This is a genomic window from Microbispora amethystogenes (genome assembly GCF_016863015.1).
Classification (GTDB): domain Bacteria; phylum Actinomycetota; class Actinomycetes; order Streptosporangiales; family Streptosporangiaceae; genus Microbispora; species Microbispora amethystogenes.
In genome coordinates this window covers 1-17,167 of sequence record NZ_BOOB01000020.1, presented here as the reverse complement: position 1 = coordinate 17,167, position 17,167 = coordinate 1, and the positions used below count along the sequence as shown (strand labels likewise).

Annotated in this window: 16 protein-coding genes; 5 read left to right on the top strand and 11 right to left on the bottom strand. The window is 72.5% G+C overall.

What is annotated here, in order from left to right:
* Nucleotides 1-107: 107 nt before the first annotated feature.
* The 7 genes from Mam01_RS15605 to Mam01_RS15575 form a co-directional block, all read right to left on the bottom strand.
* Entirely contained in the window at nucleotides 108-578 is a 471-nt protein-coding gene (locus Mam01_RS15605; protein ID WP_204286050.1) for a hypothetical protein, read from the bottom strand.
* 122 nt (nucleotides 579-700) lie between these two features.
* Nucleotides 701-898: a heavy-metal-associated domain-containing protein gene (locus Mam01_RS15600; protein ID WP_117408511.1), complete on the bottom strand. Its 198-nt coding sequence runs from the start codon at nucleotides 896-898 to the stop codon at nucleotides 701-703.
* Between the two features lie 28 nt (nucleotides 899-926).
* Nucleotides 927-1,979 (bottom strand): quinone-dependent dihydroorotate dehydrogenase, encoded by a 1,053-nt coding sequence (locus Mam01_RS15595; protein WP_204286049.1) that lies wholly within the window; start codon nucleotides 1,977-1,979, stop codon nucleotides 927-929.
* 60 nt (nucleotides 1,980-2,039) lie between these two features.
* Nucleotides 2,040-2,405 carry an STAS domain-containing protein gene (locus Mam01_RS15590; protein ID WP_204286048.1) on the bottom strand — a complete coding sequence of 122 codons (366 nt, stop codon included), beginning with the start codon at nucleotides 2,403-2,405 and terminating at the stop codon, nucleotides 2,040-2,042.
* Nucleotides 2,377-3,105, bottom strand: a complete 729-nt coding sequence (locus Mam01_RS15585; RefSeq protein WP_165900800.1) for a GAF and ANTAR domain-containing protein — start codon at nucleotides 3,103-3,105, stop codon at nucleotides 2,377-2,379. Before Mam01_RS15585 ends, Mam01_RS15590 begins: the two co-directional genes overlap by 29 nt.
* Nucleotides 3,106-3,170: 65 nt before the next feature.
* A complete protein-coding gene (locus Mam01_RS15580; protein WP_204286047.1) occupies nucleotides 3,171-3,644 on the bottom strand; it encodes a GAF domain-containing protein in 474 nt (157 codons plus the stop codon).
* 212 nt (nucleotides 3,645-3,856) lie between these two features.
* Entirely contained in the window at nucleotides 3,857-4,429 is a 573-nt protein-coding gene (locus tag Mam01_RS15575) for a COG4315 family predicted lipoprotein (protein WP_204286046.1), read from the bottom strand.
* 429 nt (nucleotides 4,430-4,858) lie between these two features.
* Between Mam01_RS15575 and Mam01_RS15570 the strand changes: the two genes are divergently transcribed.
* Nucleotides 4,859-5,137 carry a hypothetical protein gene (locus Mam01_RS15570; protein WP_204286045.1) on the top strand — a complete coding sequence of 93 codons (279 nt, stop codon included), beginning with the start codon at nucleotides 4,859-4,861 and terminating at the stop codon, nucleotides 5,135-5,137.
* A 157-nt stretch (nucleotides 5,138-5,294) separates the two neighbouring features.
* On the opposite strand, the gene Mam01_RS15565 is transcribed toward Mam01_RS15570, so the two are convergent.
* Nucleotides 5,295-5,696, bottom strand: a complete 402-nt coding sequence (locus Mam01_RS15565) for an SRPBCC family protein (protein WP_204286044.1) — start codon at nucleotides 5,694-5,696, stop codon at nucleotides 5,295-5,297.
* Between the two features lie 108 nt (nucleotides 5,697-5,804).
* Here Mam01_RS15565 and lpdA point away from each other — a divergent pair, with 108 nt between their 5' ends.
* A complete protein-coding gene (gene lpdA, locus Mam01_RS15560) occupies nucleotides 5,805-7,205 on the top strand; it encodes a dihydrolipoyl dehydrogenase (protein WP_204286043.1) in 1,401 nt (466 codons plus the stop codon).
* A 138-nt stretch (nucleotides 7,206-7,343) separates the two neighbouring features.
* A complete protein-coding gene (locus Mam01_RS15555; RefSeq protein ID WP_204286042.1) occupies nucleotides 7,344-8,258 on the top strand; it encodes an HD domain-containing protein in 915 nt (304 codons plus the stop codon).
* A 980-nt stretch (nucleotides 8,259-9,238) separates the two neighbouring features.
* Here the strand turns inward: Mam01_RS15555 and Mam01_RS15550 are convergent.
* A complete protein-coding gene (locus Mam01_RS15550; RefSeq protein WP_204286041.1) occupies nucleotides 9,239-10,639 on the bottom strand; it encodes a hypothetical protein in 1,401 nt (466 codons plus the stop codon).
* Nucleotides 10,640-11,030: 391 nt separating this feature from the next.
* Between Mam01_RS15550 and Mam01_RS15545 the strand changes: the two genes are divergently transcribed.
* Entirely contained in the window at nucleotides 11,031-12,428 is a 1,398-nt protein-coding gene (locus Mam01_RS15545; protein ID WP_204286040.1) for an MFS transporter, read from the top strand.
* A 239-nt stretch (nucleotides 12,429-12,667) separates the two neighbouring features.
* Nucleotides 12,668-14,734 carry a cellulose binding domain-containing protein gene (locus Mam01_RS37345; protein WP_204286039.1) on the top strand — a complete coding sequence of 689 codons (2,067 nt, stop codon included), beginning with the start codon at nucleotides 12,668-12,670 and terminating at the stop codon, nucleotides 14,732-14,734.
* A gap of 5 nt (nucleotides 14,735-14,739) precedes the next feature.
* Here the strand turns inward: Mam01_RS37345 and Mam01_RS15535 are convergent, their stop codons facing one another.
* Nucleotides 14,740-15,516 carry a class I SAM-dependent methyltransferase gene (locus tag Mam01_RS15535; RefSeq protein ID WP_204286038.1) on the bottom strand — a complete coding sequence of 259 codons (777 nt, stop codon included), beginning with the start codon at nucleotides 15,514-15,516 and terminating at the stop codon, nucleotides 14,740-14,742.
* 366 nt (nucleotides 15,517-15,882) lie between these two features.
* Nucleotides 15,883-17,167 (bottom strand): LLM class flavin-dependent oxidoreductase (locus Mam01_RS15530; RefSeq protein ID WP_204286037.1); only part of this gene is annotated, 1,285 nt, incomplete at its 5' end.

The window sequence follows — 17,167 nt, the reverse complement described above, 5'->3', positions numbered from 1 at the left end:
AACCGCCTTTCCGCGCCGGGGAGCAGGGCAGGGCGGGACCTCTCGGCGACCCGCCGGGCCGCGACAGCGCGGCCGGGAGTGGGGGGTGAGGCGTGGGAGTGGGGGCGTCAGGTGCCGTCGAGGACCTCGGCCACGATGGCGGCGGCGATCTTCTCGGTGTCGAGGTCCTTGTGGGCCTCGATCACCTCCCGGATCCTGGTGGTCAGGCTCAGGTCGGCATGGGCGGCGTCGCCGATGTGGTGGGCGGCCACCGCGAGGGCGGCGGCGAACTCGTAGGCGTCGTCCGGCCCGAGCCCCTGGGGGTCGATCTCGGCGAGGACGCGGGCGCCGTTCTTCGGCGAGACGCGGACCGTCCAGCCGCCGGACCGTGCGGCGACCGAGAGGGTGTCCTTCCGCAGCGCGGGCGGGAACAGGACGACGGCCATCCGACCCGCGGCGGCGAGGATCCGCTCCGCGAGCCTGCGGACGTCCTTCTTGGCGACGACGATCCTCCCGGAGCGGTTGACGATGCTCACGAGATCACCGCTGTCGGCCACGGCGATCCTCTCGCCGTCGGCCTGGTCGTAGATGGCGCTCATGGGGGTGTCACGCTTACCAGTTCTCGTCGGGGCGGGCTGCGAGACGTCGCCCATGCATGATCTCGCACTTTTCCCCGGAAAAGATCGCGTTCGGCCCCTTCCGCCTACGAAGACCGGCCGGGTCACACCAGGGTGTAACCGGCCTCCTTCACCGCCTCGCGTACGGCGTCGTCGGTGACGTCGCCGGAGACCTCCAGGCGGCCGCTGCCGAGATCGACCTCGACGCCGGTGACGCCGGGGATCTCCCCGACCTCCTCCTTCACCGAGCTGACGCAGTGGCCGCAGGTCATGCCTTCGACGGTGTAGGTCTTCACGCTCATACGGTCTCCCTATCCGAGAAAGCGGGGTTCAGGCGGTGCGGCCGATCACGTCGCGGACCGAGCGGTAGCCGTGCCGCCGCAGCCGGCGGGCGAGCTGCCGGTTGATCCGGGACGGCCACAGCGGGCCCTCGTAGATCAGGCCGGTGTATCCCTGGACGAGGGTGGCCCCGGCGAGCAGCCGTTCCCACACGTCGTCGACGTCCTCCACGCCGCCGACGGAGACGAGCGTGAGCCGGTCGCCGGCCTTCTGGTGCAGGCGGCGCAGCACTTCGAGCGACCGGGTCTTGAGCGGCCGCCCGGACAGCCCCCCGGCCTCGGTGCTGGAGACACCCGTACGGCTGATCGTGGTGTTGGTCGCGATGATCCCGGCGAGGCCGAGATCGGCGGCGAGCTCGGCCACCGCGTCCACGTCCTCGTCGGCGAGGTCCGGCGCGATCTTCACGAGCAGCGGGGTGCGCCCGGCCGCCTCCTTCACCGCCGAGAGCAGCGGCCTCAGGCGGTCCACCGCCTGGAGGTCGCGCAGGCCGGGGGTGTTGGGCGAGCTGACGTTGACGACCAGGTAGTCGGCGAGCGGCGCCAGCCTGCGGGCGCTGTCGACGTAGTCCCGCACTGCCTCCGACTCGGGCACCACCTTGGTCTTGCCGATGTTCACGCCGACCACCGCCGGGAGGTGGCGCACCCGGCGCAGCCGGGTGGCGGCGGCCGCCGCTCCCGTGTTGTTGAAGCCCATCCGGTTGATGACCGCGCGGCTTTCGGGCAGCCGGAACAGCCGCGGGCGCGGGTTGCCCGGCTGGGCATGCGCGGTGATCGTGCCGACCTCGACGTGGCCGAAGCCGATCGCCGAGAGCGGCTCGACGCAGCGGGCGTCCTTGTCGAACCCGGCGGCGAGGCCGAACGGCGAGGGGAAGTGGACGCCGAACGCCTGGACGCGCAGCGACTCCGCCCGCGGCGCGAGCAGCCGGTGCAGCAGCCGCGTGAGGGGCGGGAACATCCCGAGCAGGCGGAGCAGCCTGATCGTGAGATGGTGGGCGGCCTCGGCGTCGAGGCGGCTCAGGACCTGCGTGAACACGAGTCGATACATCACGGTCAGACTATCGTCCGGGGGCCGGGCGTCCGGCCCGCACCTCCCGGTTCGGTCGGGTCAGTTGAGCCGCGGGCGGCCCTGGGCGGTGGGCTGGACGAGCGGCACCCGCCTCGCCACCCGGATGGACAGCGCGGCGTCGAAGCCCAGCAGCCGCAGCAGGCGCAGCGGGCTTCTGCCGGGGTGATGGAAGGTCACGCTGCCGCCCCAGCTCCGCACGCGCTCGTCGGCCCACACCAGGCTCCGGGCGCCCGCGCAGTCGAGGAAACCGACCCCGGCGAGGTCGATCTCGACGTGCCCGGGCCGGTGGGTCCCGAGCACCTGGCCCAGGCACGCGCGGAAGTCCGGCGCCCCCGACACGTCGAGGTCGCCGCTCAGGATGAGCCCGAGGCCCGCCTCAGACGACGTGGTCTGGATTCGCAACATTCCTCGGGCCCTGCTCGCCCAGCAGCTCCGCCGCGAGCTCGGATACCTTCCGCCTGCTGTCCCTGGCCTGCTTGCGCAGCCCCGTGAACGCCTGTGACGCCGTCAGATCGTGCTTGCCCATGAGATAGCCGATGGCCCGCTCGATCACCACCCGGTAGTCCAGGGCGTACTGGAGCTGGTCGGCGAGCACGGCCTTCTCGTCCGCCTCCATCGACGCGAGCAGGACCTGCTCGATCACGTGCGCGTACGCGTGGAGGGCCTGGGTGTCGGTCTCCTGCCATTCGTGCGGCGCGTCCTGGTAGACGTTCAGGGTGCCCACGGGCACGCCGCCGAGCCGGATCGGCACCCCCGCCACGCCGCGCACCTCGGGGTGCAACAGGTCACGCAACGCCGGCCACCGCCGGTCCGCCCGCACGTCGACCGTCGTCACCGCGGTGTCCCCCACGTACGCCGCCACGCACGGGCCCTGGCTTGTCACCGCCTGGGCCCGTTCGAGGCTGCGGCCGCGCTCGTCCGTCGCGAAGAGGTAACGCAGGGTGCGATCCTCCTCGGCGAACATCAGGCCGGCACCGGAGTACCCGAAAAGCCGATCGACCACTTGGACGATGCGCTCAAGGTGGTGCACGATCCCGGTCGCCGACCTGTCCTTCTGCAGACGTCGTAGGCTGGCGACAAGAGCCTCAGGATCGATATGGGTCATTCCGTATCCTCTCGTGAACCTCACCTCGCACCGCCGTGGCTGTGGGAGAGGTGGCGATTCGGCCATCACAACTGCCCGGAAGGGGCGCGATCAGTCCTGTTCTCTGCCAGGACCTGCAGAACGATGACCATCAGCTCACCGAGGCGGTAACCGGCTTCCACCTCTGTGCGGTCCCAGACGTGCCCCGCTCGGGCGTAGAAGTCCAGGACCCCGATGAGCTCCCCGCCCTCGATGAGCGGTACGGAGAGGACGGCCCGGACCGGGAGTGCGTGGACGGCCACATGCGGGAACCCCAGGGGGCGATCGGCGTGCAGATCCTGGATCGCGACGAAACCGCCACTCGCGGCGCTCGCGATGGCCGGGCCGTCGCCCACGTGCTCCTGGGCGGACTCGAGCAGGACCCCGTCGTCGTCCGTCGCACCGATCGCGCGGAGGCGGTCCTGCGTGTCGAGGAGCATCAACGCCGCGCCGTCCACGCCGAACAGACCGGCCATGCCGGTGAGGACGTTCTCCAATACCGACGACGCGTCCGATGCCATCGCGAGCCCACTCTCAAATGATCAAGCGGCCGCGGACACAGGGCGGATTACCCCTAAGCCTAGTGGGCTGTGAGCAGTTGAATCCAGGTGATCCTCAGGGTTGGCCGACAGGCCGCTCCGGCGGTCGGGAGGGACACGAAAAACCGCCCTCCCGGACGGCCCGGCGGGAGCCGTACGGGAGGGCGGATGGCGGGCCCGGGACGACCCGGGCGTCAGTGCTTGGCCTTCTTCCCCTCGGGGGTCACGGCGTGCCACTCGCCGCCGAAGTCGCGGACGTTCTGGCCGGACACGTCCCCGGCCTTCCGGTCCTTGGCGTAGTAGTACAGCGGGTGCTTGTTGTAGGTCACCTGGGTGTCGCCCTCCGGCCGTCTGATCGTGCCCAGCAGGTCGGCGCGCACTCCCGAGCCGGCCTGGGGCGTGCCTGCGGTGAGCACCGGCGGCCAGGCCGCGGCGCAGGCCTGGGTGCAGGCGGAGACGCCGCCCTTGTCCTTGCTGAACAGGTAGACCGTCCGGCCGTCCACGCCGGCCAGCACGGTGCCGAGCGAGGTGGACGCCGCGTCGAGGCGCGCGGGGCCGGTCGGGGTCGCCTGGACGGGAGAGGTCGGCGTCGCCGGGGCTCCGGTGCTCGGCGCGACCGTCCCCGAGGGATACTCGGAGGGCTCCGCCGGGGTCGGCTCGTTGACCTGGTCGTTGGCGACACGGTTCGCATCGTTGTCGCCGGCACCGCCGCATCCGGCGGCCAGCAGGCTGAGCGCGACCGCGCCGGCATACAGCAGTTTCCTCATGTTCGGCCTCCTCGGAAGTGGGCGAGTCGGCTCCAAGGACACACGCGGCGCCGGGGCCCCCGCCGTCGGACGCCAAGATCGGGGACAGGCCTTTGCCGTTCCGTGGGTTCCGCCCTACCGATCTCCCGCCCGTTCGGTGCGGAGGACGGACGTCCGCGGATGAACCGCCGCGTCCCGGGAAGACGGCACGAAGCCGTACGGCCGCGCCGCGTCCGCCGGCGGGCCGCCGGGAGGCGCGCCGACACGCGAAACGATCACGAGGAGGTGCACGGGCGCCCGGCCCGGGCGGTGCGAAGCTGAACCCGCGGCGGCCCGTGGGCACGCCCGGCAGGCCGGCGACCGGGGTCATGCCGATGACGCCCCTCGCCGACGACGTCCCTCGCGGGGGGCACTCCGTCGCCGACGCCGCTGAAGAAAAGGAGCATCCACATGGCCGAGGACACGCGACCGCCCGCCGTCGAGCCGTCCGAGGCCGGGATGGTCTCGCCGGACGCCACAGGTCTGGAGGCGTGGATAAGGCAGGTCCTCGGCCTGGCCGGGGCCCGGGCCTCGGCGTTCACCCTTCCCCTGCCCCGGCCCACCGCCCCCGCCGAGGCCGTCCCCGCCGACGGCGCCCCGGCCGAGAGCACTCAGCCCGGCACCGATCGTGACGATGCCGCCCGGGCGGGGAACCCGGCCGCCGGGCCGGACGACACCGGCGGCGGTTGAACTCCTCCCCTGCCTGAAGGCCGGAGATTCTCCCGTCGTGTCGCGGTCAGGCGGCGCGCGGGGGTTGACGCTTCGCGGACCGGGCAGCCAGGTTCGGGCGAGCCGCGCCGTACGCCTGCGTGCGGCTCCGCGAACCGCCCCTGACGGGTTCCGCGGGTCAGGCGGCCTGGCGGCGCACCTGTTCGGCGAGGCGTTCGAGGCTCTCGTCGAGGGCCCGCTCGACCGCCTCGGCGGGCGGCGTGTGCCCCTCGTCGAAGAAGGACAGGTGGACCGTGACGTCGCTGCTGTCGTCGTCGATGCCGGCCACCTGCAGCCAGCCGGCGTACCGGTCGACGTCCCGGGTGCCCCACTCCATGCGCAACTGGTCCTGCTCAGCCCGCAGCAGCGCGCGCTCGTCCTCCCCCGTCTGGTCCTCGTGGACGGTGACCGCGGGCGGCTCCTCCTCGCGCACGTGCAGCTCGCGCGGCATCCACAGATCGAGGCTGCCGACGTCGCTCGCCTGCCGGAAGACCTGGTCGGCCGAGGCGGGCATCCTGCGGGAACGCTCGAATTCGCTCATGGTCGGTCATTCCTCCCTGTCTGGCGCGTAACCGGCCCCTACCCCGGGCGGGCCCGTCCATCCGGCCCCGGGGAACGCGGAAGAAGGCGGCGGCGTAGGGTCCGGTGCATGACCGATCATTACGATGTGGTGGTCCTCGGCGCGGGGCCCGGCGGCTACACGGCGGCGGTCCGCGCGGCCCAGCTCGGGCTCAGCACGGCGGTCGTCGAGGAGCGTTACTGGGGTGGAGTCTGCCTCAACGTCGGGTGCATCCCCTCCAAGGCGCTGCTGCGCAACGCCGAGCTCGCGCACCTCCTCACGAACGAGACCAAGACGTTCGGCATCCAGGTGGACGGCCGGATCTCCCTCGACTACGGCGCCGCGTTCCGGCGCAGCCGCCAGGTCGCGGACGGCCGCGTCAAGGGCGTCCACTACCTGATGAAGAAGAACGGCATCGCCGAGTACGACGGCAGGGGCTCCTTCACCGGCCCGAACGCCATGGAGGTGCGCGGTCCGGACGGCTCCGTGCGGACCGTGACGTTCGGCCACTGCATCGTCGCGGCCGGGGCGACGACCCGCCTGCTGCCCGGGACGTCCCTGTCCGAGCGCGTGGTGACGTACGAGGAGCAGATCCTCAGCGAGACCCTGCCGGAGAGCGTCGTCATCGCGGGCGCCGGGGCGATCGGCGTCGAGTTCGCGTACGTGCTGCACAACTACGGCGTCAAGGTGACGATCGTCGAGTTCCTCGACCGGATGGTCCCGCTGGAGGACCAGGAGGTGTCCGCCGAGCTCGCGCGGCGCTACCGGCGGCTCGGCATCGAGGTGCTGACCTCCACCCGGGTCGAGTCGATCGACGACACCGGCGCGAAGGTGCGGGTGACGGTCTCCCGGAACGGCGAGACGTCAGTGCTGGAGGCCGACAAGGTCCTGCAGGCCATCGGCTTCCAGCCGCGCGTCGAGGGATACGGCCTGGAGAACACGGGCGTACGGCTCACCGAGCGCGGCGCGATCGCCGTGGACGGCAGGTGCCGCACCAGCGTCCCGCACCTCTTCGCCATCGGCGACGTCACGGCCAAGCTCATGCTCGCGCACGCCGCCGAGTCGATGGGGATCGTGGCCGCCGAGACGATCGCCGGCGCGGAGACCATGGAGCTCGACTACGTGATGATCCCCCGCGCGACCTACTGCCAGCCGCAGATCGCGAGCTTCGGTTACACCGAGGCGCAGGCGCGCGAGCAGGGCTTCGACGTGAAGGTGGTCAAGTTCCCGTTCACGGCGAACGGCAAGGCCCACGGCCTCGCCGATCCGGCCGGGTTCGTCAAGGTGCTCAGCGACGCGAAGTACGGCGAGATCCTCGGCGCCCACCTCATCGGGCCCGACGTCACCGAGTTGCTGCCGGAGCTGACGCTGGCCCAGCAGTGGGACCTCACCGTGCACGAGGTGGCGCGCAACGTCCACGCCCATCCCACCCTCGGTGAGGCGGTGAAGGAGGCGATCCACGGCCTGGCCGGCCACATGATCAACATGTGAGGGCCCCCGCACGGTCGGTTACCCTGATCGGAAGGCCAGGCGCGAGGACGCGGGTGGGGAGGGCCCCCAGGGGCGGCCCCGTACGGCCCGCGCGGGGCGCGGCGGCCCGGTACGGGCGGACGACGCGAGGGCGGCCCGATGGCGAGGGACGACGCGAACGGCACAGGCACCCCAGGCATCCCGGGCACCCCGGGCACGCCGGTTCCGCCCGGCCACGCCGGCTCCGCGGACGCGCCGGCGCTGCTGGCCGTCATGCGTGAGCTGGTCTTCCCGCCCTACCTGATCGAGCGGTCCTCCGTCGTGCCGCAGCACGTCACGCGGCACGAGAACGACGCGGAGCACTCCTTCGCCCTGGGCCTGGCCGCCGTCTGTCTCGCACCGCTGGTCGACCCGGCGCTGGACCTCGGCAGGATCGCCAGGTACGCGCTGGTCCACGACCTGCCGGAGGTCCACGCGGGGGACGTCTCCGTCTACGCCGACCCGGCGGAGCGGGAGAAGAAGGCCGTACGCGAGGAGGAGGCGCGGGAGATCATCGCCCGCGACTTCGGCGGGACGTTCCCCTGGCTCGTCGAGGACCTCGACGGCTACCGGGCGCAGCGCGACGCGGAGAGCAGGTTCGTCTACGCGCTGGACAAGCTGCTCCCCCACGCCAACGTGCTGCTCGCCGATCATCACCCGCTGCGGCCGACCTGGGCGGCGTACCGGCGCACCGAGATCACGGCGAGGCGGAAGATCGCGGCGAGCTGCCCGGCACTGCTGCCTCTCTTCGAGGAGCTGTGCCGGGAGTTCGCCCGGCGGCCTCACCTCTTCTCCGGCGGGGCCCCACCTCAGGAGCCGTCACCTCCCGCCGCGCGAGATGACGATGGTCGCCAGGGCGAGCAGGACCGCCCCGGTGACGGCGGACAGCATCCGCAGGTGCAAGGGGAACGACGGCCCGAGCACGGCGGGCAGGGCGACGAGGAAGGCGCCGGCCGCGTTCGCGGACACCCGGAGGAAGAGCCGCGACCGCGACCGGTGCACGACCACGGGAAAGCCCACCTTCGTCGTCAGTGAGCCCGGCGCCTGCTCCGCCGGTCCCTCGGCCGCCAGCCTGATCGTCACCCGCGCGAGCGCGTCGAAGGCGAGCGCCTCGGGCTGGAGCCAGAACTCCACCGTGTCGTAGCGGAGCGACAGGTCGTACGACCAGTCGGAGGAGATCTTGAGGTAGGTGCCGTCGGTCGCGCAGGCGAGTTGCCGCACCGGCTCGCAGTAGCCGTCCGCATAAAAGGTCACCCGCACCTTCACCGAGTCGCTGTCGCTGAGGCTCAGCCGGCCCGCCGCGTCGAGCCCGGCCTTCCTGTCGTCGCCCAGCACGGGCTCCTCCACCCGTACGAAGTAGGAGGACCTGAAGGTGGGATGCTGCGCCAGCCGCCGGGCCACGCCGAGCCACAGGTGCGGGTCGTCGTCGCGGGTCCGCGACGGCGGGAGCGGGTTGGGGAACCGGGCGGTGGCGGGGTAGAAGCGGGCGCCGTTGACCGCTTCCAGCCCCGCGACGAACGACGCGCCCCTCGCCCTGATCTCCGCCTCGGTCAGGGGGAAGTCGTCCAGGTTCGCGTAGTCGTCCACCCGGAGGCGGAACACGAACATGTCGGCGACCCGCACGGCCGCGACGACCCTCGCGAGGCGCACCGGCACGACGAACGGCGGCGGCGGTGGCTGTGACGCCGGGGATTGCGACGCCGGGGATTGCGACGCCGGGGTCGGGGCCGCCGGACTCGGGGGCGCCTGACTTCCGGGCGCCGGGGAGTGGGCGTCGGCCACGAAGCCGAGCAGGCACCGCCGCCCGACGACCGAGCGGTCCGCGACCGCCCGCTGGAGGGCCCGCGCGACGTAGCCGGCCTTGTAGCGGAACTGGATCACCGCCCCTCGGGGCAGGGCCAGAGCCGTAAGGACGTCCTCGGCGTACCTCCGCCGCAGGTCGGACGAGAGCAGGAGCACCGAGGGGCGGGCGTCCGGCGGGCCGGCCGCCCTCGTCCGGAGGAGACCCGGCGCCCTCATCGCCGGGCCTCCGATCGGCCGTCGAGCAGGTGGTCGTCGAGCGCGAGGAACCGTGGCCACACCCGGTCCTTCGGCAGTTCGTCGAGGCCGAGCCGGGTCGTGGGCTCGTACCGCAGGCCCCGCTCGGCCAGCGCCCGGTGCTCGCCGAGGACGATCGGCTCCGGCACGCTCCTCGACTGGTCGCCGGTCAGGTCGACGACGAGCCGCCCCGGGTCGTGGGACGGGCCGACCTCGACCCAGCAGTGGTGGCTCACGTCCTCGTCGCCGCGCCGGCCGACCCGCAGGCGGCCGTAGCAGTACGCGGGTTCGAGCAGCAGGCCGGCGCGCAGCTCGCGAGCGAGCCACACCGAGGTCACGCCGCACTGCCCGCGCGGGTCGCCGCCGCCCGCCCGCTCCTCCTGGTAACGCGGATGGACCGTCCGGTCCGACCAGCAGGCCTCCAGCATCCGCCGGTAGCCGAGGAGCCGGGCCCGCCACTCGGGCGAGGCGAGATCCGCCTGCCGGGGCCTCACGTGGTCACCGCCGGAGTGGGTGCGCCGCGGCACCGTGATCACGCCGTCGAGCGCCCGGACCTTCCGCTTCGCCGTCGCGGTGACCCCGAGGATCATGAGGACGTTGCGCGGGGTGTCCAGAAGCTGCGGCACCGATCCGCCCGGCATGCGCCGCGTCTGGAACAGCCCCGTCTCGTCGTACCGGTAGGCCACGGGAGACAGCGCGACGGGGGTGAACCCCGACGCCAGGAACGCGGCGCCGTCGAAGCCGAGCATCGGGTTGTAGGCGGTGACGACGTAGTCGCCGGCGTCCGCGAGCCTGATCTCCCTGACGGCGCGGGCGACGGTCAGGCTCATGAGGTTGGCCGGGATCCCGGCCAGTCCGTGCATCCTCGTCAGGACCAGCACCCGGCCGGGCTCGGCCCGCAGCCCGTGCCCCGCCAGCGCGTCCATGACGTACTGCCGGTCGCACCGGGAGAAGGCCACGTACGTGAGCGGCATCGTGGCGCCCGGCAGGAACAGCCCGAACTGGAGGAGGGTGTCGGCCCGCTCGCTGTGCAGGTAGTGCAGGCGGGACTGGACGAGATGACCGACGCTGGGCCTGACCTGCCCGAAGCGCAGCCGGGTCCGGTAGCCGTCGGTGAACGAGAGGCTCAGATCGCGGCGCACCTTCTCGACGTTCAGCAGGACGGAGGCGTGCGCCTGGTGCGCCGCGTCCTGCGCCGACTGCCGCACCTGCGCCGCCCGTACGACGGCCGGCAGCCGGATCTCCTCGTAGACCTTGTCCGGCGACCATCCGACGATCGCCGTTCTGCTCAGCCGGGGCAGGTGCAACCTCACCTGGATCTCCAGGGCCCGGAGATCCACTCCTGTCGTCTCGGCGTCGGCGCGGATGCGCGCCCGCATCACCTCCATGAAAGACTCGACATCCCGATCACGAAGCCCGTCTCCCCACGAAATCTCGCTTCGCGCTTTCTCCCTTCGCGGCGTACACGTGGTCTTGGGCACGTCTTCTCCCGAAATCCGCGAGAAGTTCTGTAAAGGACGTCGTCAAGGATAGGACCCGGATGGTCCCCTGTCAGGGCCGCGACCGATCCGGCATCACCTTTTAACGCGCTCGCCGCAATTGCCGGGAACCGCCGCCAATTCGTCAGGGGCCGATTTCCCGATAGGGCGGCCCGCCGCCCGCGGCGGGGAGCGAGGGCGCCGCCTGTGCCCGGGTTGTGTCGGTCTGAGTGCGTACGATCGGTGCCGGTCCGCCGGACGGTGGACGGGTGCCGGAAGAAGGGGGCCGCCGATGGGCGAGGCGAGGTTCCACACACGCAGGATCGGGCTCCTCGTCACCGGCAACCTGCTCGGCGGCATCGGGGTCGCGGGCGGGTTCGCGGTCGGCGGGCTGCTGGTCGAACGGCTGGGCGGCACCTCGTTCGCGGGGCTCGGCCAGGCCGCGAGCGTGCTCGGCTCGGCGGTCGCGGCGGTCCCGCTGGCCGGCCTGGCCGCCCGGTACGGACGGCGCCGCTCGCTCGCGGTGGGATACGCGCTGGCGATGACCGGCGCCGTGCTGATCATCACCGCGGCGGTGGTCGCGCAGGTCGCCGTCCTGCTGGCCGGGCTCGCCCTCTTCGGCGTCGCCCAGGCGGTGAACCTGCAGACCAGGTATGCCGCGGCGGACGGCGTGCCCGCGGCGACCCGGGCCCGGCTGATGTCGCTGGTGATGTGGGCGACCACCATCGGCTCGGTGGCCGGGCCCAACCTGAGCGAGCCGGGCGAGCGCACCGGCCGCCTGCTGGGCCTGCCCGCGCTGACCGGGCCGTACCTGTTCGCGGTCCTGTCCTTCGCGCTGGCGGCCGTGGCCGTGCTGTTCCTGCCGCGCGCGGCCCGCGCGCCCGTCCCGGCCGGTCCCGCCGGGTCCGGGGCCGCAGCGGGTGATCCGGGCGCGGACGACACGTCCCCCGGCGCGGATCGCGCGGACGGCGTCTCCCCCGGCACATCCCCCGGCACATCCCCCGGCACATCCCAGAGCACGTCTCCCGGCGCGGCTCCGGGCGGGGCGCGCGCCGCGCTGGGCTGGGCCCTGCGGCATCCGGTGGCCCGGCTCGGCGTCGTGCTGATCGCGGTGGCGCACGCGGTGATGGTGATGGTGATGATCATGACCCCGCTGCACATGCAGCACCACGGCATGTCGCTGCGGCTGGTGGGCGTGGTGATCTCCCTGCACGTGCTCGGAATGTACGCGCTGAGCCCGCTCTTCGGGTGGCTGGCCGACCGGTTCGGCCCGGTCCGGGTCGCCCTCGCCGGGATGGCGATGCTCGCGGCGTCCGTGGTCCTCGGTTTCTCCGCCGCCGCCCTGCAGGCCGGCAGCGCACTCACCGCGACCGCGCTCATCGTGCTGGGCCTGGGCTGGTCCGCCTCGATGCTCTCCGCGTCGGTCCTGCTGGCGAACGCCGCACCGGACCGGTTGCGGATTCCGTTGCAGGGCGCCACCGACGCCGGCATGAGCTACGCGGGGGCCGTGGCGGCCGCGCTGGCGGGCCCGATCCTCGCGGCCGGCGGGTTCCAGGCGGTCAACGTCGCGGCGGCGGTCATCCTGGTGCCGGCCGTGGCCGTCGCGGCGGCCGCCCTGCGGGCGCGCGGTGAGGGCGGGCCCCGGGTGTCCCGCCCGCGCGACGCCGCACCCGCCGCCGAGCGAGGCTGAACGAATCACGACCGTGACCGCCACCGGCCCCGGCCGAGCGGGGCTGACGACGGGCCTGAACGAATCATGGCCGTGACCGGTGCCGATCGCGGCCGACCACCGCTGATCGGCGCTGATCGGCGCCCACCCGGGGACGACGCCGGACGGGCGGGCGCCGGGCTTGACGAAACGATCACGGCGGTCGATCGTCGGAGCCTGGTGGCACCGGAAACACCCCTCCCCGCGTACCGGAGTACTTCATGCGAAGAGCCCTGGCCGTTCCGCTCGCCGCGCTCGTGGCCGCGCCCCTGCTCGCCGCCGCGGCCCCCGCCCAGAGCTCTCCGCCGCCGCCCGCCCCACCGGTTCGGGGCGGCGCCGTCACGGTCACCGTCAATGCGAACGCCGGGCTCGGCGCCGTCCACGAGGCGGCGTACGGCGCCAACGCCGCCATCTGGGACGCGCACATGAACGACCCGGAGGTGGCGCGGCTGTACCGGCGGGCGGGCATCGCCGCGGTGCGCTACCCGGGCGGCTCGTACGGCGACCTCTATCACTGGGAGACCCACACGGCGCCGGGCGGGACCGTGGCGCCCGGCACGGACTTCGACGCGTTCATGCGCACGGTCAGGGCCGCCGGCGCCCAGCCCGTGGTGATCGCCAACTACGGCACCGGGACCCCGGAGGAGGCGGCCGGATGGGTCCGGTACGCCAACGTCGTCAAGAAGTACGGCGTGAAGTACTGGGAGATCGGCAACGAGATCTACGGCAACGGCCATTACGGCGCCACCTGGGAGTCCGACGACCATCCGGACAAGAGCCCCGCGGCGTACGCCCGCAACGCGCTCGACTTCGTCCACGCGATGAAGGCCGTCGATCCCACCGTCAAGGTCGGGGCGGTGCTCACCATCCCCGGGAGCTGGCCGGACGGCGTGGTGGCCGCGGGCGACTCGGCGAACTGGAACCACACGGTCATCCCGGCCCTGGCCTCCGAGGTCGACTTCTTCACCGTGCACTGGTATCCGGGCACGAGCATCCCGGACACGACCGGCGACGTCGCCACGCTGCTGGCCTCCCCGCCGCGGCTCGCCGAGATGCTGGCCCAGGTGCGGGCCGACGTCGCCGCCCTGGGCGGCCGCGACCTGCCGCTCGCGCTGACCGAGGTCGCCTCCAACATCGGGCGCAACACGCACGCGGCCGGGCTGTTCGCCGCCGACGCCTACCTGACCGCGCTGGAGAACGGCGTCTTCACCGTGGACTGGTTCGACACCCACAACGCGGTCGAGAAGGTCAGCACGATCGACGGCGAGACCGACTTCCAGGACATCGGCTTCCTGTCGCTCGGCCAGTGCGCCGACGGCGTCTGCGAGCCCCCCGTCAACACGCCGTTCCCCTCCTACCACGGCATCGAGATCCTCGGCACCGCCGCCCGCCCCGGCGACGACCTGATCAGGGCGGCCTCCGACCAGCCGAAGGTGGCCGTGCACGCCGCACGGCGGGCCGACGGCGACCTGTCGGTCGTGCTGGTCAACAAGGATCCGGCCACCGCCTATCCCGTGCGGCTCCGGTACGACGGGTTCACCCCTTCGGGGCGGCCCCCCGTGACGTACGCCTTCACGCGCGGGGCCACCTCGATCGTCCGGGTGGAGCAGGGCGGCCCGTACGCGCGGACGCTGCCGCCGTACTCGGTGACGACGATGACGCTGAGCGCGGCGAAGGGCCCGAAGCCCGCGCCGGCCCCGGGCACACCCACGGCGCGCGGCGCCGCTGACGGCGTCACCGTGAGCTGGCCCGCCGGCGGGGGACCGCGGCCGGACCGGTACGAGGTGTACCGGCAGGCGGGCGCGGAGACCACGCTGCTGGGCACGACCCGGGGCACCTCGCTGACACTGCGCGGTCTGGAGCCCGGCGCCGCCTACACGGTCAACGTGCTGGCCCGGGACCGGGCCGGACGACTGTCGCGGCCCTCCGCCCCGGTGACCTTCACCGCTCCCACGCCTCCGGACAGCGCCTGCGCGGTCCGTTACCGGGTGACGCAGGGCTGGGGCCGGGGCTTCGTCGCCACGGTCACCGTCATCAACCGCGGCGCGGCCGACGTGTCCGGCTGGACGCTGGCGTTCCGCTTCCCGGTGGCCGGGGAACGCGTCAGCAGCGGGTCGGGCGGCACGTGGACGTCGGAGGGTCAGGACGTGCGGGTCGTCCCCGGTGAACAGAACGCGACGATCCCCGCGGGCGGGTCGGTCGGCGTCGGGTTCGTCGGCGCGAACGAGGGGGCCTACCCCTCCCCCACGGTCTTCCGCCTGAACGGCACCGTCTGCTCGACGCTGTAGGCCGGTCAGTGGGTGACGCGCAGCTTGGACTGCTTGTGCCGGGACCGCTCCCAGTCGTCCATGAACCTGGCCTTCAGGCCGTACCGCTCGGCGAGCCGCACCAGCGTCTCGGTGCGGTAGTAGAAGTCCTCGCGCAGCACGTGGTGCTCGGCCTTCTCCGTACGGTCGAAGGTGAAGTCGAAGAAGCCGTCGGGATGCAGGACGCGCCCGACGTGCCGCAGGCACTCGTCGATGACCCCGATCGGGCTGTGGGAGAAGACGCTGTGCGCGTGGACCACGGTGAAGTGCGCGTCGGGGAGGAAACCGAAGGTGAGGTCGTTCACCAGGGTCAGGTGCGGCAGCCGCGACTGCAGCCCGCGCTGCGCGACCGTGTCCGCGGCGGCCAGCAGGATCTCCGGCGAGATGTCGATGCCGTGGTAGTGGCCCGGCTCCAGGTGGTCGATCAGTCGCCAGCCCAGGCGCAGGTTGCCGCAGCCGATGTCGAGCACGCGGTCGCGCGGCGTGAGCCCGTGCCGGACCAGGTAGTCGAACTGCAGCTTGCCGATCCGCAGCCAGCTTTCCCTGCCGTGACTGCCGATCGCGGCGTCCGCGTCCATCTCCGCGATGTCGGCGCGCATCACCTCCCGGTAGTAGGAGACGTGGTCGGCGGTCGTCAGCCGCAGCCGCGCGTCGCGGGTCATCCGCCGCAGATGCGGCCAGACCTTTCCGGGATGGCGCAAGGCGTAGGCCACCTGGTAGCTGAGACGTGACCGCGGCCTTTTCACATATGGCTGTCGCTGCATGCCCCAAAGGTAGGCGCGCGGCAGGCGAGGTCATTCGGTTTCACGTACGGCATCAAGGAAAATTTGCCCGGAAGAACGGCGCCGCCACGCCGGGGTTCCCGGAATTCCTCGAATGAGGACATGCCGTTTTGAACGATTGCGGCGAATTCTTGCCCTCGATGCCGCTGAGGATTGAATTGCGCCGTGAGAGGCTTTCTCACAAGCGCCCGCCTCGCCGGGCGCGACCCCGCGGCTCATCGCCAGCAAAGCCGCCCGGTGTTGAGATGGCGAAAAACCGCATGAAGCCCGCCCTCCTCGTTCTTCGCGACGAGGAGGGCGGTGCCGCGCCGGCGCCACGTCGGTGCCGCGTACGGACGGTTACGGCGCTCAGCCGGCGGCGACCAGCGCCGAACCGGACGGTGCCGGCCCGGACGCGGACGGCCCGGACGCAGACGGCCCGGACGCAGACGGCCCGGACGCAGACGGCCCGGACGGCGGCGAACCGGCGGGCTTCGGCCGGGTGTATCCGGCGGGCCGCAGCGCCCCGGGGTCGTCGTGCGTCACCGGAAGCAACGGCATGACCTGGGTGCCGAACCGGTACGTCTCCTCCAGCAGCGGGTTGCCCGAGACGATGAACGAGTCGATCCCGAGGGCGTGGTATTCGCGGATCCGGGCGGCGACCGACTCGGGGCTGCCGACCAGCGCCAGGCCGGGACCGCCCCGGATCAGGCCGAAGCCGGACCAGACGTTCGGATAGACCTCCAGGTCCTGGGCGAAGCGGGGTTTGACGCCCTTGTGGAACGACAGCTGCCGGGCCTGCCCCACCGACTCCTGCCGCCCGGACTCGGCCTGCACCCGGGCGACGACGTCGTCGTCCAGGTGGTCGAGCATGTCCTGCGCGGCGGCCCACGCCTCCTCGTCGGTGTCCCGGACGATGAGGTTGAGCCGGATGCCGAACCGGAGACTCCGGCCGTGCTTCGCCGCGCGGGCGCGGACGTCCGCGATCAGTTCGGCGGTCTCGGCGGGCGGCTCGCCCCAGGTCAGGTAGTTGTCGATGTGCTTGGCGGCGACGTCGCGGGCGATCGGCGAGGCGCCGCCGAACCACAGCGGCGGGTACGGCTGCTGGAGGGACAGAAACGCCGCTTCGGCCCCGCGGATCTTGAGGTGCTTACCGTCGAAGTCGACCCGCTCCCCGCGCATCAGCGCCCGGTAGACGGTGAGGAACTCGTCGGTGTGCTCGTAACGCTCCTCGTGCTTGAGGTGCACCCCGGCGGCCTCCAGCCCGGTGTGGCCGCTGACGACGTTCAGGACGACCCGTCCGCCGGAGTTCTGGTCGAGCGTCGTCGCGAGCTTGACCAGCGACGTCGGCGTGTAGACCGAGGGGTGGACGGCGATCACGAACTTCATCCGCCGGGTGGTCGGGACCAGCGAGGCCGCCGTGATCCAGGGGTCCATGCCGCTCGTCGGCTGGGTGGCCAGCAGCGCTCCGTAGAAGCCGTTGACGTCGATCGACTTCGCCCACGCCTGGACGTACTCGAAGTCGACCCGCCGCCTCCAGGCCGGGTCCCAGGGATACCGGCCGTCGCCCGCGATCAGGTACCAGAGGATCTCCAGGCGGCGCTCGGGGAGCGGTGGGAGGGAGCCGGGCTCGGTCATGGGTTCACTCCTGCGG

Coding starts and splice junctions, on each gene's coding strand:
- Mam01_RS15570 (WP_204286045.1), top strand. CDS start 4,859: ATGGCCGAGGACACGCGACCGCCCGCCGTCGAGCCGTCCGAGGCCGGG.
- Mam01_RS15600 (WP_117408511.1), bottom strand. CDS start 898: ATGAGCGTGAAGACCTACACCGTCGAAGGCATGACCTGCGGCCACTGC.
- Mam01_RS15555 (WP_204286042.1), top strand. CDS start 7,344: ATGGCGAGGGACGACGCGAACGGCACAGGCACCCCAGGCATCCCGGGC.
- Mam01_RS15590 (WP_204286048.1), bottom strand. CDS start 2,405: ATGTTGCGAATCCAGACCACGTCGTCTGAGGCGGGCCTCGGGCTCATC.
- Mam01_RS15565 (WP_204286044.1), bottom strand. CDS start 5,696: ATGAGCGAATTCGAGCGTTCCCGCAGGATGCCCGCCTCGGCCGACCAG.
- Mam01_RS15550 (WP_204286041.1), bottom strand. CDS start 10,639: ATGCGGGCGCGCATCCGCGCCGACGCCGAGACGACAGGAGTGGATCTC.
- Mam01_RS15585 (WP_165900800.1), bottom strand. CDS start 3,105: ATGACCCATATCGATCCTGAGGCTCTTGTCGCCAGCCTACGACGTCTG.
- Mam01_RS15575 (WP_204286046.1), bottom strand. CDS start 4,429: ATGAGGAAACTGCTGTATGCCGGCGCGGTCGCGCTCAGCCTGCTGGCC.
- Mam01_RS15580 (WP_204286047.1), bottom strand. CDS start 3,644: ATGGCATCGGACGCGTCGTCGGTATTGGAGAACGTCCTCACCGGCATG.
- Mam01_RS15595 (WP_204286049.1), bottom strand. CDS start 1,979: ATGTATCGACTCGTGTTCACGCAGGTCCTGAGCCGCCTCGACGCCGAG.
- Mam01_RS15535 (WP_204286038.1), bottom strand. CDS start 15,516: ATGCAGCGACAGCCATATGTGAAAAGGCCGCGGTCACGTCTCAGCTAC.
- Mam01_RS15605 (WP_204286050.1), bottom strand. CDS start 578: ATGAGCGCCATCTACGACCAGGCCGACGGCGAGAGGATCGCCGTGGCC.
- Mam01_RS15545 (WP_204286040.1), top strand. CDS start 11,031: ATGGGCGAGGCGAGGTTCCACACACGCAGGATCGGGCTCCTCGTCACC.
- Mam01_RS37345 (WP_204286039.1), top strand. CDS start 12,668: ATGCGAAGAGCCCTGGCCGTTCCGCTCGCCGCGCTCGTGGCCGCGCCC.
- lpdA (WP_204286043.1), top strand. CDS start 5,805: ATGACCGATCATTACGATGTGGTGGTCCTCGGCGCGGGGCCCGGCGGC.